We start from the raw sequence: 13,653 nt of genomic DNA on the forward strand, positions 1-13,653 counted from the left end.
GCTGGTGTCGCTCGCCTATTTTCTCGGCTTTGCGGTATTCATGCTGGCCCTGCCGAGTGCGGTCGACGCGCGGCGTACCGACGCCATCGTGGTGCTGACGGGCGGTCCCGGCCGTATCCCTCACGCGCTGCAGCTGCTGCAGGACGGCGCGGCCGGTCGGATGCTAATCTCGGGCGCCGATCCCAGCGTTCGCCCGCGCGAGCTCGCCGCCGAGTACCGGGTGCCGCCCCGGCTGTTCGCCTGCTGCATCGATCTGGGGGCGGAGGCGGTGGACACCCGCTCGAACGCGGAGGAGACCGCGCGCTGGGTCCGCACCCACCGCTACCGCTCCGTCCGGCTGGTAACCGCCGACTGGCACATGCCGCGCTCGCAGCTGGAGCTGCGCTACGCGCTCGCGAACGACGCGGTGGAGGTGATCGGCGATGCCGTTCCGACCAACCCGCCCTTCGCCATGCTGGTGCGCGAGTACAACAAGTATCTGGTGCGGCGCGCGGCGCTGCTGGCGGGCTACTGATGGCAGCGCGCCTTCGAACCCTCCTGTTCCAGCTCGTGTTCTACGCCGGCTCGCTGGTCATCGTGCTGCTCGCGCCCGTCGCCGCGCTGTTCGGGGAGCGGCCGCTGCGGCGCTGGGTGCTGTTCTGGACGCTCTATCACCGCTGGTGCGCCGCGGTGACGCTCGGCATCCGGCCGCGGATCACCGGCGCCATCCCGACCGGGCCCGCGCTCTACGTCGCCAAGCACCAGGCGATGTTCGAGACGCTCGAAATGGTCGCACTGCTCCGCGCACCGGCGATCGTGATGAAGCAGGAACTCGCCCGCATACCGGTCTGGGGCTGGGCGGCGCGGCGCTACGGCATGATCGTGGTCGACCGCTCGGCGTCGGCCACGGCGATGCGCGAGATGATGCGCGAGGCCAAGGCGACGGCCGCGACCGGGCGCTCGGTGGTGATCTTCCCGGAAGGGACCCGAGTCGCGCCGGGCGAGACGCCGCCGCTCAAACCCGGCTTCGCCGGGCTCTACCGCGCGCTCGCCCTACCGGTCGTGCCGGTCGCGATCGACAGCGGCATCGCCTGGCCGCGCCATGGCCCCAAGCGACCGAACACCCCCATCACCTTCCGCTTCGGTGAGGTCATTCCCGCCGGCCAGCCCCGCGACGTGATCGAGCAGGCCGCGCACCGGGCGATCAACGTGCTGGAGCGCGCACCCGATCAGTGATCGCTGCGCCCGAAGTCGGGGCGCGCGTCATCCTGGCCCTGTTCGATGATCGATCGCCGCACGGCGCGGGTGCGGGTAAAGGCGTCGAACAGCTGGTCGCCCTTGTCCCACCGGATCGCGCGTTGCAGCTCCGACAGGTCCTCCGAGAAGCGTTGGAGCATCTCCAGCACCGCTTCCTTGTTCGACAGGAACACGTCGCGCCACATCGTCGGGTCGGACGCGGCGATGCGGGTGAAGTCGCGAAAGCCCCCGGCCGAGTACTTGATCACCTCCGACCGGGTCACCTCCTCCAGGTCGGAGGCGGTGCCAACGATGGTGTAGGCGATCAGGTGGGGGAGATGGCTGGTCACCGCGAGTACGCGGTCATGATGGTCGGGGGCCATCAGCTCGACCTCCGCGCCCAGGCGGCGCCAGAAGGCGGACACGCGCTCGATCGCGACCGGGTCCGCGCCGTCGGGCGGAGTCACGATGCACCAGCGCTTGTGGAAGAGCGACGCGAAGCCCGCCTCCGGCCCGCTCCGCTCCGTCCCCGCGACCGGGTGCGCGGGGATGATCGTGACGCCCGGCAGCGCGTCGGTGAGCGCCGCGAGCACGCTCGCCTTGCACGAGCCGACGTCAGTGACGATCGCCTCGGCGGGCAGGTCGTCGCGGATGGCCGCGGCCGCGCTCCCCATCGCGCCGACCGGCACGCACAGCACCACCAGCTCGGCATCGATCACGGCCGCGCCGGCGCTGTCTGCGACGTCGCTGCACAGGTGCATGGCCTGTGCGACGGCGCGGACCTCCGGATCGGCGTCATAGCCGGTTACCGTCGCGCCCGGCATCTGCGCACGCACGGCATGGGCGACCGACGATCCGATCAGCCCCAGCCCGATGACGGTGACGCGCGCGAAGCTTGTCCCGAGCGTAGTCGAGGGAGGAAGCATCAGGCCCCGACGATGCCCCGCAGCGCGGCGATGACACCGCGGGTCTCCTCCTCCGTTCCGATCGTGATCCGCAGGCCCTGCGCCAGGCCCTGCCCCGGCAGCCAGCGGACGATGTAGCCGGCGTCCATCAGTCCCTTGTACGCGACCTCGGCCGTCACCGCGCCTTCGAACACCACCAGCACGAAGTTCGCTTGGCTGGGAACCGCCCGCAGCCCGGCGTTGCCGAGCTTCGCGATTTCGTCCGCGAACCACGCCCGCCAGCGCGCATTGTGGTCGCGGGTGTGCGTCACGAAGTCAGTATCGGCGAGCGCCGCGATCGCCGCGTTCTGACCGGCGATGGTGATGGAGAAGGGCAGGCGGATGCGGTGCATCGCCTCGATCAGCTCGGGCGCGCCATACCCCCAGCCGATTCGCTCGGCGGCGAGGCCGTAGAGCTTGGAGAAGGTCCGCGTGACCAGCACGTTGGACGCTCGCTCGGCAAGCTCCATCCCGCCGTCCGCGGCAGCGCCGTCGATGTACTCGGCATAGGCGTGGTCGAGCACCAGCAGCACGTGCGGCGGCAGCCCGGCGTGCAACCGTGCGATCTCGTCCCGCGCCGCATAGGTGCCGGTCGGGTTGTTGGGGTTGGCGATGTAGACGATCCGCGTGGCATCGGTGACGCAGGCGAGCACGGCGTCGACGTCGGTCGCATAGTCCCGGTCGGGGGCAATCACCGGAGTCGCGCCCACGCGGCGGGTCGCGATCTCGTACACCGCAAAGCCGTAGCGGACGTGGATCACCTCGTCGCCCGGTCCCGCGAACGCGCCCGCGGCCAAGTGCAGCACCTCGTCCGATCCGTTGCCGTAGATGATCCGCGCGGCATCCAAGCCGTTCGCGGCGGCAATCGCGTCGCGCAGCTCGGTCGCGCTCGCGTCCGGGTAGCGCTCCAGCTTGCCCGCCGCCGCGGCGAAGGCGGCGCGCGCGGCCGGTGACGTACCGAGCGGGTTCTCATTCGACGACAGCTTGGCGACGGTGCGGCCGTCGTCGGTGGTGCTCCGCCCCGGGATGTAAGGGGCGATGTCCATGATCCAGGGCTTGGGCGCGGGCTTGTTCATGGGGCAAGCGCCTAGGCGGCTTCGCGCGCGCTTGGCAAGCGATGCGCTGGACGATAGGCGCTACCCTCCGTATCGCGCAGGCGATGACCGATGCGCGCTTTGGCCTGGATGCCCGGGTGACGCTGCCGGGCGCCTTCGCGCTCGACGGCGGCGGCGAGCTGGCGACGATCGACGTCGCGTACGAGACCTATGGCACGCTCGCTGCGGACCGCGGCAATGCGGTGCTGGTCTGCCACGCCCTGACCGGCGACCAGTATCTCGCGTCCACCCACCCGCGCACCGGCAAGCCCGGCTGGTGGGCGCGGATGGTGGGGCCGGGCAAGCCTATCGACACCGACCGGCTGTTCGTGATCTGCGCCAACGTGCTCGGCAGCTGCATGGGATCGTCGGGGCCGGCGAGCATCGATCCGGCGAGCGGACGCCCCTACGCCATGACCTTTCCGGTCATTACCATTCGCGACATGGTCCGCGCGCAGGCGGCGCTGCTGGACCATCTCGGCATCGCCAGACTCTCGGCGGTGGTCGGGGGATCGATGGGGGGAATGCAGGCGCTCAGCTGGGCGGCGACCTATCCGGAGCGGGTCCGCGCCTGCGTCGTGATAGCGTCGGCCGCGCGCCACTCGGCGCAGAACATCGCCTTCCACGAGGTCGGGCGTCAGGCGATCATGGCCGATCCCGACTGGCGCGGCGGCGATTACTACGGCGGCACGCCCCCGACTGCGGGTCTCGCCGTGGCACGTATGGCGGCGCACATCACCTACCTGTCGGAGGCCGGGCTGACCGCCAAGTTCGGCCGCAAGCTGCAGGCCCGTGACGCCAAGACGTTCGGGTTCGACGCGGACTTCCAGGTAGAGAGCTACCTCCGCCACCAGGGGCTCGCCTTTACCGACCGGTTCGATGCCAATTCCTACCTCTATATCACCCGCGCGCTCGACTATTTCGATCTGGCGGAGGAACATGGCGGCGTGCTCGCCAACGCCTTCCTCGGCACCGCCACGCGGTTCTGCGTCGTCGGGTTCGACACCGACTGGCTGTATCCCACCAGCGAGTCGCGCACGATCGTCCACGCGCTCAACGCTGCCGGCGCCCGGGCGAGCTTCGTGGAGTTGCGCTCGCCCTTCGGGCACGACGCGTTCCTGCTCGACTCGCCGGAGCTCGACCGGGTCATGGCCGGGTTCCTGGGGGCGGGCGCGTGATCGAGCTCGACGACGATCGTGCCCGACTCGACCTCGCGCGCATTCACGGCTGGCTTGCGGGCAGCTACTGGTCGCCCGGTATCAGCCGCGCGCTCGTAGAGCGCGCCATCGCGGGATCGCATCCGCTCGGCGCCTTTCTGGGGAACGAACAGGTCGGCTTCGCCCGCGCGATCACCGACCACGCGACCTTCGCCTGGATCGCCGACGTATGGGTGGACGAGCGCCACCGCGGTGGGGGGATCGGGCGGCGGCTGGTCGGCTGGTTCGTCCACCATCCGGATTTCGCCGGCATACGCCGCATGGCGCTGGTCACCGCCGACGCGCACGGCGTGTACGAGGCACTCGGTTTTCACGCGCCGCTGCGTCCCGACCGCTACATGGAGCAGCTCTCGCCCGAAGCGGCCGCGATGCTGCGGGCGGCGCCGTGAACCCGCTCAACGCCCCTACGCTTCGAGCCGATCTCAAGGTTATCGCCAACAACATCCCTGCGCGCGCGCGAGTTCTGGATGTTGGGTGCGGAACTGGCGACCTGATGGAGACACTTGAAGCGCACAAGCATTGCGACGCGCGTGGGCTAGAGCTGGATGCCGACGCCGTGGCCACCGCGCTTGGCCGCGGCCTCTCCGTCATGCAGGGCGACGCCGATACCGACCTCGCCGACTACCCGTCCGACACATTCGACTTTGCGATCCTCAGCCAGACGCTCCAGACCACCAAGCGCCCGCACGTGGTGCTCGACCATCTGCTACGGATCGGCAAGCGCGCCTTTGTCTCTTTCCCGAACTTCGCGCACTGGCGGGTGCGGGTGTCGCTGCTGTGGGGCGGGCGGATGCCGGTGACGCGGCTCCTGCCGCTTGAGTGGTTTGAGACACCGAACATCCATCACGTGACGGTGGATGATTTCCGGTCGTTCGTGTGCGCCCGCGGCATTACCGTCGAGGGCGCCTGGTTCCTGGCGGACGGGCGGCCGACGAGCGCCGCCGCCGCCAACTTCCGCGCCGAGCACGCGGTGTTCCTGCTGCGGCGATGACGATCCTGATCCCCGTGCTCGGCGACCAGCTGAGCCACTCGCTCTCGAGCCTGAACGGCGTCGACCGTGCCGACGCGGTCGTGCTGCTGATGGAGGTGGTGGAGGAGACCACCTACGTCCGTCATCACCCGCAGAAGATCGCGCTGATCCTCTCCGCGATGCGCCACTTCGCCGCCGAGCTCAGCGCCGACGGCTGGCGCGTCGACTATGTGGAGCTGGAAGCGCCCGGCAACACCGGCAGCTTCTCGGGCGAGCTCGCGCGCGTCGCCGCCCGCCACGCCGCGACCGCGATCCGCGTCACGGAGGCGGGCGAGTGGCGCGTCCAGCAGATGCTGCTCGGGTGGGAGCAGTTGCTGGGGCTGCCCGTCACGATTCTAGAGGACACCCGCTTCTTCGTCAGCGTCGCCGAGTTCACGACCTGGGCGAAGGGCAAGCGCTCCCCTGTCATGGAGTTCTTCTACCGTGACCAGCGGCAGAAGACCGGGCTGCTGATGGACGGCAAGCAGCCGGCCGGCGGCCGCTGGAACTTCGACAAGGAGAACCGCGAGACGCCGCCGCGTGGCCTCAACTACCCCGCGCCGCTTCGGACCACGCCGGACGAGATCACGCGGGCGGTGCTCGCTCTGGTCGGCCGGCGGTTCGGCGATCACTTCGGCTCACTCGACGGCTTCAACCTGCCTGTCACCCGGGCCGAGGCGCTCGCGGCGCTCGATCATTTCGTCGCGGCCGCGCTGCCTGGCTACGGCGACTATCAGGACGCTATGCTGGCGGAGCAGGACACGCTCTATCACTCGGTGCTGTCGCCGATGCTGAACTGCGGGCTGCTGCTCCCGCGCGAACTGTGCGAGGCAGCCGAGGCCGCGTACCGCCGCGGCGACGCGCCGATCAACGCGGTGGAGGGGTTCGTCCGCCAGGTGCTAGGCTGGCGCGAGTTCATCCGCGGCATGTACTGGGTCGACATGCCGGCGTTCGCGGACGCCAACGAGCTCGGCGCGACCCGGCCGCTGCCCAACTTCTACTGGACAGCGGAGACCGACATGCGCTGCCTCCACATCGCGGTGCGCGACACCCGCGACCACGCCTGGTCGCATCACATCCAGCGGCTGATGGTGCTCGGCAACTTCGCGCTCATCGCCGGGATCGATCCCAAGGCAATCGACGACTGGTTCCTGGTGGTCTACGCCGACGCCTATCAGTGGGTGGAACTGCCCAACGTCATCGGCATGAGCCAGCACGCCGACGGCGGCCGCGTCGGCACCAAGCCGTACGCCTCCAGCGGCGCCTACATCAACCGCATGTCCGATTACTGCGGGCGCTGCCGCTACGACGTGAAGCAGCGCACCGGGCCGGACGCCTGCCCGTTCAACGCGCTCTACTGGGACTTTCTCGCCCGCCACGAGGAGCGGTTCCGCGCCAACCCGCGGATGCGCAACATGTACCGGACGTGGGACCGCTTCGCCCCCGCGGAGCAGGACCTGATCCGCGCGCAGGCGGCGGCGTTTTTGGGCACGCTAACGCCCGCCGGGCCGGGCTGGGTGACGGCGGAGCGGTGATATCCGGTGGCGGACACGGGCGAAGCCCATGTCGTCGGCCGGGCTGGTCAGCCCGCCGGCCGTTCCCGTGCGAGTCCGGCGGCGGCACGCCGCCGGCCGCATCGGTCAGAACGGAACATCATCGTCCAGGTCGTCGTAGCCGCCGCCGAAGTCGTTCGACTTGGCCGCACCCGAACGCTGTCCGCCCGAGTTGAAGTTGCCGCCGCTGCCCCCGCGCGAGGACTGGCCGGCGAAGTCGTCGTCGCCGCCCCAGTTGCCGCCACCCTGGCTACCGCCGCCGCCCTGCCCGCCGCCGGGCCCATCGAGCATCGTCAGCACCGAGTTGAAGCCTTGCAACACGATCTCGGTCGAATAGCGGTCCTGCCCCTGCTGGTCCTGCCACTTTCGGGTCTGCAGCGCGCCCTCGATGTAGACCTTGCTGCCCTTGCGCAGGAAGCGCTCCGCGACGTTCGCCAGCCCCTCGTTGAAGATCGCGACCGAGTGCCACTCGGTCTTCTCCTTGCGCTCGCCGGAGCCCTTGTCCTTCCAGCTCTCCGACGTGGCGATGCGCAGGTTCACCACCTTGCCGCCGTTCTGGAAGCTGCGGCTCTCCGGATCGCGCCCGAGGTTGCCGACCAGAATGACCTTGTTGACGCTGCCCGCCATAACCGCTCCGTTGCTACGTGTATGGCACAGCGATAGGCGGACGCATGGCGGAAGTCATCAATCTCAATCGCGCGCGAAAGGCCCGCGCCAAGGCTGAGCGGACCGCGCAGGCCGACGCCAACCGCAGAAAGTTCGGGCGGACCAAGGCGGAGAAGGCGGCGGACACGCAGGCAGCCGCCAGACAGGACGCCGCTCTCCACGGCGCGAAGCGCGAGGACTAGCCCAGCCCAGCCGCGACTGCGGTCCAGTAGGTCGCGCCCGCCGCCAGATAGGCGAGCGCGAACAGGTAGGCGACCGCGAACAGCGGCCAGCGCCAGCCGTTGGTCTCGCGTCGAATGACGGCGATCGTCGACAGGCACTGCGGCGCGAACACGAACCAGGCGAGGAAGGCGAGTGCCGTCGCCAGGCTCCAGCGCCCGGCCAGCCGCCCGCCGAGCTCGGTCGCGCCCTGCTCCTCGTCCTCCGCATCGATCGCATAGACGGTCTGGAGCGCCGACACTGCGACCTCCCGCGCCGCCATCGCCGGGATCACCGCCAAGCTCATCTCATGGTTGAAGCCGATCGGGCGGAGCACGGCCTCCAGCCCGCTCGCGATGCGGCCGGCGACCGAATACTCGCTCTGCTTCACACCGGCTGGCGCGACCGGGTAGCTCGCCAGCAGCCAGAGCGCGACGGTCACCCCCATGATGATCGTGCCCGCCCGGCGCAGGAAAACATAGGCGCGCTGCCACAGGCCGATCAGCACGTCGCGCGGGGACGGCCACTGATAGCGCGGCAGCTCCATCAGGAAGCCGCCACCGACTCCGCGCGTCACCGTGCGACGGATCAGGACGGAGGCGAGCATCGCGCTCAGGATCCCCGCCAGGTAGAGCGCGAACAGCACGACGCCCTGCAACCCGATGCCCGGCGCCAGGTCGCGCGCGGGGATGAACGCGCCGATGATCACCGCGTACACCGGCAGCCGCGCCGAGCACGTCATCAGCGGCGCGACCAGGATGGTGGTCAGCCGCTCGCGCGGGTCGCTGATCGACCGGGTCGCCATGATCCCGGGGATCGCGCAGGCGAAAGAGGAGAGGAGCGGGATGAAGGCGCGTCCCGATAGCCCCAGCCCCGCCATCAGCCGGTCCATCAGCATCGCGGCGCGGACCATGTAGCCCGACGCCTCCAGCACCAAGATGAACAGGAACAGGATGATGATCTGCGGCAGGAAGACGACGACCGATCCGACGCCGTTGATGACGCCTTCGACCAGCAGGCTGCGCAGGAAGCCGTCGGGCAGCGTCGCGATCGCGCGCTCGGCGAGCCAGCCCTGCGCGCCCTCGATCCAGCCGATCGGCGCTTCCGACCAGCTGAACACCGCCTGGAACATGACGAACAGCAGCGTGAACAGGATCACCGGCCCGGCGAGCGGGTGCAGCACGACCGAGTCGAGCGAGCGCGTGACCGCCCGGCCGCGCGGCTGCGCCACGATCGCGGCCGCGGCGATCCGTCGTGCCTCGCGTTGAAATTGGCGGATGTCGGGATCGACGGTGGTCGCGACGCCGGATCGTGTAGTCAGCGCGTCGGTGAGCGCCGCGCGCAGATCGTCCAGCCCCCGCCGGCGCACCGCCACCGTTTCCACCACCGGCATCCCGAGCTCGCGCGCGAGTGCCGCGGGATCGATGGCCAGCCCGTCGCGCTTGGCCATGTCGACCATGTTGAGCGCCAGCACGGCCGGCAGCCCCAGTCCCTTGAGCTGCAGGACGAAGCGCAGGTGGTTGTCTAGGTTGGTCGCGTCGGCGACGACGACCAGCGCGTCCGGCCGCCGCTCCCCGGCTTGGCGGCCGAGCACGACGTCGCGCGTGACCTCCTCGTCGGGACTCGACGGATCGAGGCTGTAGGTGCCGGGCAGGTCGACCAGCTCGATCGGACGGCCGTCGTCCAGGGCGAGTCGGCCCGAGTGGCGCTCGACCGTGACGCCCGGATAGTTGCCGACCTTCTGGCGCGCACCCGTCAGCGCGTTGAACAACGCCGATTTGCCGGCGTTCGGATTGCCGACCAGCGCCACCAGCGGGATGGCGGTCACGAGCTAGACGGGCTGGACGTGGATCGCGCGGGCGATGTGACGACGAAAGGTGACGGTCATTCGGCCGATCCGCGCCGCGACCGGGCCACTGCCGAACCGGCCGGCGTGGAGCAGTTCGACCTCCACGCCCTCGTCCAGCCCGAACTCACGCAGCCGCCGCGCCTCGCTGTCGGAGAGCAGCGCCCAGTCGACGCCGGCGACCGTGCCGGGCGCGCGGCGGCGCAGCGACGCGAGCGGCTGCGGCAGGGGAATGTGAGTCGCGATCGTCATTTCCGCGACTGATTATCAATAACGATCGAAGAAAGCCAGCGAAACCGCGTGTCCGTCACGTCGACGGGTAGCGCAGCCGGCCGATGAAGCGGCTGAGGCTCAGGCGATCCCGCCCGCGGCCGAGCAACTGTCCCTTCACCCTCTCGAACCGCATGATCCCATCGATCCGCCGCGCGAGGAAGCCGCGGGTGTCAGCGTAGTCGTGGCTCTCGTCGCCCAGGAAGACCTGCACCGTCGCGGCATAGACCCCGGCCAGGATCGCGCGCTTGGTGTAGTGGTTGTAGTCGGTCGCGGTGTCGCCCGCCGCGCGCCACATCGCGTCGGCCGCGCGCCAGCCGAGCCGCGCCGCGCGCGCGATGTTCTGTGGCAGCGCCAGGATCGCGAGCGCGCGGCGGAGTGCCTCGCGATCCGGTGCGAGCAGGGCAAGGCGCGCCTCGACCAGCGCGGTGATCCGCTCCCTGATCTTCATCGCCGCGAGCCGCTCGGGCGGCAGCTCGGCCAGCATCGCCGCGTCGACGTGCGCGAACCAGGCATCGATCATCTCGACCGCGTCGGGGAACGCCAGTCGGGCGACGTCCGGATCGACCCCGTGCGCGGCCGCCGCCATCGTCACGGCCTCCGCGCTCCACCCGTCAAACGCCGCGTTTCGCGCGACGTCGAGCGCCAGCGCGGCGCGGATCTCGTCCAGGATAGCGTCCTCGAGTGCCATTACGCTTCTTTTTGGGGAGCCGCGGCGCCGCTTGCAACCGCCCCGCGGCGTACCAGCACCAGCGCCGCCGCGACCAGTGCGGCACCGGTGAAATCGAGCGGGCCGAGGCGCTCGCCGTAGCCAATCCAACCGATCGTCGCCGCGACCACCGGCTGGACCAGCAGCGCGAGCCCGATGATTAGCGGGGACAGCTGCCCGAGCGCGTAGATCATCAGCCCTTGTCCGATCAGCTGGCTGACCACCGCCAGCGCGACGAGCGGCCACCAGTTACCGGGCAGCACCCGCTCACCGAGCAGCAACGCGCCCGCCAGCAGCGGCAGCACGCCCATCAGCGACGAGAGTGCGAGAGCTGGCACCGGCGCCATGGTCACGCGGGCGCGCGCCATCAGGATGAAGTAGAGGGCGTAGAGCACCCCCGCCAATAGGCACAGCAGGTCGCCGAGCAGGTTGTCGGCGGAAAGCTGCGCCGACCGCCCCATCAGCAACGCAGCGCCGACCGCCGCCATGCCGAGGGCCACGCCCTGCGTCCGCGACGGCCAGGCACGCGCGACGACGAAGCCGTAGATCGGGAAGATGAAGGTCGCGGCGTTGCCGAACAGCGTCGCGTTGGCGAGCTGGGTATGGTGGATGCCGGCATGCCAGGCGCCGAGATCGGCGGCGAACGCGAAGCCGCTCAGCACCAGCACGCCCCACAGCCCGCGCGCCTGCGCGGCGATTGACCCGCCGCTGGTCGCGATCGCGACGCCGAGCAGGACCGGCACGGCGAGCGCCAGCCGCCAGAAGGCGGCAGCGACCGGCCCCACGTCAGACAGCCGCACGAACCATGGCCCGAACGCCAGCGCGACGTTGCCGAGCAGCAGCGCCGCCACCGGCCATGCTTTGCTTTGCGGGTGCAAAGCAGGATTTGAGGACGCGGGCGCGTGCATGCCGCCCGGTAGCCTCCTATCTCCCCCGCGTCTTCCCCTCTCCCACGGAGATATCATGCCCAGCCTGTTCGATCCCATCAGCTACGGCGCGATCGACGCCCCCAATCGCCTGGTCATGGCGCCGCTCACCCGCGGGCGCGCGACCGACGATCACGTCCCCACGCCGATCATGGCCGAATACTATCGTCAGCGCGCGACGGCCGGGCTGATCATCAGCGAGGGAACCGGGATCAGCTTCGAGGGGCTGGGCTGGCCGAACGCACCGGGGATCTGGTCGGACGAGCAGGTCGAAGCGTGGAAGCCGATCACCGACGCGGTGCACGACGCCGGCGGCCGCATCGTCACCCAGCTGTGGCACCTGGGGCGCCTCGCCCGCCAGGACGTGACGGGGCAGGCGCCCTTCTCGTCCTCCGCGACCCAGGCGCCGGCGCGGCCGGGCGCGACCGAGAACCCGAACGTCGCGGCGCGCGCGATGACTGGTGACGACATCGCGCGGACGCTCGATGATTTCGCCCGCGCCGCGCGTAACGCGATCCGCGCCGGCTTCGATGGTGTCGAGCTCCACGCCGCCAACGGTTATCTGATCGACCAGTTCATGCGCGACGGCACCAACCACCGCGACGACGACTATGGCGGCCCGGTCGAGAACCGCCTGCGGCTGCTGCGCGAGGTGGTTGGCCGGCTGCTCGACGAGGCGGGCGCGCAGCGGACCGGCGTCCGCTTCTCCCCCAACGGCGAAGTGCAAGGCTGCGACGATTCGAACCCGGAGGCGGTGTTCGTGCCGGCGGCAGCGTTCCTCGACTCGGTCGGGGCCGCCTTCCTGGAGCTGCGTGAGTCGGGCCCGGACGACAGCTTTCTCCAGTCGCAGGTCGCCAAGCTCAGCCCGAAGATTCGCGAGGTATTCTCGGGTCCGCTGATTCTCAACCAGGACTTCGACCTGGCAAAGGCGCAGACGGCGCTGGACGGGGTGGCGGACGCGATCAGCTTTGGCCGGCCGTTCCTCGCCAACCCCGACTTGGTCGAGCGGCTGCGCACCGGCGCCCCGCTCAACGAGCCGGACAAGCGCACCTTCTACACGCGCGGAACCGAGGGCTATACCGACTATCCGGCGCTCGAACTCGCGTCGTAACGGTCGAGCCAGCGGGTGATCGCCGCCCGCAGCCGTCGTCGCGGTTGCGGGTTGAGGAGCAGCACGACCAGGATCAGCAGCGGCGGAAAGGCGACGGCGGCAATCACGGTCGCAATCGCCGCCACCGCCAGCACAAGCCCGGCCCGCCCGAGCATTGTGCTGGCGGCGGGATCGAGTACCAGCTCGCGTGGGCCCTTGTCGTCGTAGAGCGGGTGGGTGACCAGCGTCGCCCGCCCGTCGAAGCTGGTCCTGTCGGGCAGGCTCGGCAGCGCGCGCTTGGCGGGCAGTGGCGCAGCCTCGCCACTCGCCGGCTGGCCGGTCCGGGTATCGATCACCACCAGCCGCCGGTCGCGCTCGACCACGCGGTAGCGGCTCGGCGGCGGGCTGCTAGCCACGTCGTGCCTTCCATGCCGCGGCATCCTGCCCCCAAGCGTCGACGGCGAGCGACTTGAGGGGCGGCGGCAGCTGCACACGGCCGCCGTTACTAGACCCGAGACGCTCGGCCAGCCGGATCGACGGCGTGTTCGCCGGATCGATCGTGTGGATGACTCGGGTGAAGCCGAGCACGTCGACCGCATAGTCCATCGCCGCGCACGCCGCCTCGAACGCGTAACCCTGGCCGGCAAAGGCGCGCGCGACGCCCCAGCCGACCTCCGTCCCCGGCCAGCCGTCGGGCTGCCACGGCCCGATCCGGCCGACCCAGGCGCCGGTCGCCCGCTCGATCACCGAGAACATGGAGAAGCCGCGGGTCAGCCACATGCCGGTCCGCATGGAAAAGTCGCGCCACGCGACTTCGCGGGGCATCGCGCCGCCCAGGAAAGCGGCCTGCCCGGGATCGGCGCAGAAGTCGGCCCAGGCGTCGAAATCCGCCGTGACCGGCACCCGCAGCATCAGC

17 protein-coding genes are annotated in these 13,653 nt (G+C 70.2%); 8 read left to right on the plus strand and 9 right to left on the minus strand.

The genetic code is table 11. The features are described from left to right. Positions 1-40 precede the first annotated feature (40 nt). Together CRO12_RS04655 and CRO12_RS04660 are read left to right on the plus strand one after the other, a co-directional pair. Positions 41-514: a YdcF family protein gene (locus tag CRO12_RS04655; RefSeq protein WP_097063355.1), complete on the plus strand. Its 474-nt coding sequence runs from the start codon at positions 41-43 to the stop codon at positions 512-514. Further along, the gene (locus CRO12_RS04660) at positions 514-1,215 is read left to right on the plus strand and encodes a lysophospholipid acyltransferase family protein (RefSeq protein WP_097062787.1); all 702 of its coding nucleotides are present in this window, start codon (positions 514-516) and stop codon (positions 1,213-1,215) included. Before CRO12_RS04655 ends, CRO12_RS04660 begins: the two co-directional genes overlap by 1 nt. Here the strand turns inward: CRO12_RS04660 and CRO12_RS04665 are convergent. Together CRO12_RS04665 and hisC are read right to left on the minus strand one after the other, a co-directional pair. Beyond that, the gene (locus CRO12_RS04665; RefSeq protein WP_097062788.1) at positions 1,209-2,141 is read right to left on the minus strand and encodes a prephenate/arogenate dehydrogenase family protein; all 933 of its coding nucleotides are present in this window, start codon (positions 2,139-2,141) and stop codon (positions 1,209-1,211) included. The genes CRO12_RS04660 and CRO12_RS04665 overlap by 7 nt on opposite strands. After that, on the minus strand, positions 2,141-3,235 hold the full coding sequence (gene hisC / locus CRO12_RS04670; RefSeq protein ID WP_097062789.1) for a histidinol-phosphate transaminase: 1,095 nt from the start codon (positions 3,233-3,235) through the stop codon (positions 2,141-2,143). The genes CRO12_RS04665 and hisC overlap by 1 nt, the downstream gene beginning before the upstream one ends. Before the next feature lie 83 nt (positions 3,236-3,318). Here hisC and metX point away from each other — a divergent pair, with 83 nt between their 5' ends. Genes metX through CRO12_RS04690 form a run of 4 tightly spaced genes read left to right on the plus strand, consistent with a single transcriptional unit; the run spans position 3,319 to position 7,014 of the window. Then, positions 3,319-4,431, plus strand: a complete 1,113-nt coding sequence (metX, locus tag CRO12_RS04675; protein ID WP_097063356.1) for a homoserine O-acetyltransferase MetX — start codon at positions 3,319-3,321, stop codon at positions 4,429-4,431. After that, the gene (locus CRO12_RS18100) at positions 4,428-4,859 is read left to right on the plus strand and encodes a GNAT family N-acetyltransferase (protein WP_097062790.1); all 432 of its coding nucleotides are present in this window, start codon (positions 4,428-4,430) and stop codon (positions 4,857-4,859) included. The genes metX and CRO12_RS18100 overlap by 4 nt, the downstream gene beginning before the upstream one ends. Then, positions 4,856-5,461 carry a methionine biosynthesis protein MetW gene (gene metW / locus CRO12_RS04685; protein WP_218838854.1) on the plus strand — a complete coding sequence of 202 codons (606 nt, stop codon included), beginning with the start codon at positions 4,856-4,858 and terminating at the stop codon, positions 5,459-5,461. The genes CRO12_RS18100 and metW overlap by 4 nt, the downstream gene beginning before the upstream one ends. Then, entirely contained in the window at positions 5,458-7,014 is a 1,557-nt protein-coding gene (locus CRO12_RS04690) for a cryptochrome/photolyase family protein (protein WP_097062792.1), read from the plus strand. Before metW ends, CRO12_RS04690 begins: the two co-directional genes overlap by 4 nt. Before the next feature lie 105 nt (positions 7,015-7,119). Here CRO12_RS04690 and ssb read toward each other — a convergent pair whose 3' ends face one another. After that, positions 7,120-7,659: a single-stranded DNA-binding protein gene (ssb, locus tag CRO12_RS04695; protein WP_097062793.1), complete on the minus strand. Its 540-nt coding sequence runs from the start codon at positions 7,657-7,659 to the stop codon at positions 7,120-7,122. 44 nt (positions 7,660-7,703) lie between these two features. Between ssb and CRO12_RS04700 the strand changes: the two genes are divergently transcribed. Beyond that, entirely contained in the window at positions 7,704-7,880 is a 177-nt protein-coding gene (locus CRO12_RS04700) for a DUF4169 family protein (protein WP_097062794.1), read from the plus strand. On the opposite strand, the gene feoB is transcribed toward CRO12_RS04700, so the two are convergent. Genes feoB through CRO12_RS04720 form a run of 4 tightly spaced genes read right to left on the minus strand, consistent with a single transcriptional unit; the run spans position 7,877 to position 11,572 of the window. Then, entirely contained in the window at positions 7,877-9,724 is a 1,848-nt protein-coding gene (feoB, locus tag CRO12_RS04705) for a ferrous iron transporter B (RefSeq protein WP_097062795.1), read from the minus strand. The genes CRO12_RS04700 and feoB overlap by 4 nt on opposite strands. Positions 9,725-9,727: 3 nt before the next feature. Beyond that, a complete protein-coding gene (locus tag CRO12_RS04710) occupies positions 9,728-9,994 on the minus strand; it encodes a FeoA family protein (protein ID WP_097062796.1) in 267 nt (88 codons plus the stop codon). Positions 9,995-10,049: 55 nt separating this feature from the next. Further along, positions 10,050-10,703 carry a COQ9 family protein gene (locus CRO12_RS04715; RefSeq protein WP_097062797.1) on the minus strand — a complete coding sequence of 218 codons (654 nt, stop codon included), beginning with the start codon at positions 10,701-10,703 and terminating at the stop codon, positions 10,050-10,052. Next, positions 10,703-11,572, minus strand: coding sequence for a DMT family transporter (locus tag CRO12_RS04720; protein ID WP_425442986.1), 870 nt, complete (start codon positions 11,570-11,572; stop codon positions 10,703-10,705). The genes CRO12_RS04715 and CRO12_RS04720 overlap by 1 nt, the downstream gene beginning before the upstream one ends. Before the next feature lie 112 nt (positions 11,573-11,684). On the opposite strand from CRO12_RS04720, the gene CRO12_RS04725 reads away from it, so the two are divergent. Beyond that, positions 11,685-12,758: an alkene reductase gene (locus CRO12_RS04725; RefSeq protein ID WP_097062799.1), complete on the plus strand. Its 1,074-nt coding sequence runs from the start codon at positions 11,685-11,687 to the stop codon at positions 12,756-12,758. On the opposite strand, the gene CRO12_RS04730 is transcribed toward CRO12_RS04725, so the two are convergent. Together CRO12_RS04730 and CRO12_RS04735 are read right to left on the minus strand one after the other, a co-directional pair. Next, the gene (locus CRO12_RS04730) at positions 12,731-13,153 is read right to left on the minus strand and encodes a hypothetical protein (RefSeq protein ID WP_097062800.1); all 423 of its coding nucleotides are present in this window, start codon (positions 13,151-13,153) and stop codon (positions 12,731-12,733) included. The two genes, CRO12_RS04725 and CRO12_RS04730, sit on opposite strands and share 28 nt — an antisense overlap. Beyond that, positions 13,146-13,649, minus strand: coding sequence for a GNAT family N-acetyltransferase (locus CRO12_RS04735; protein WP_097062801.1), 504 nt, complete (start codon positions 13,647-13,649; stop codon positions 13,146-13,148). Before CRO12_RS04735 ends, CRO12_RS04730 begins: the two co-directional genes overlap by 8 nt. Between the last annotated feature and the right edge of the window lie 4 nt (positions 13,650-13,653).

Origin of the sequence: Sphingomonas guangdongensis (assembly GCF_900199185.1) — a bacterium.
Lineage (GTDB): Bacteria > Pseudomonadota > Alphaproteobacteria > Sphingomonadales > Sphingomonadaceae > Sphingomonas > Sphingomonas guangdongensis.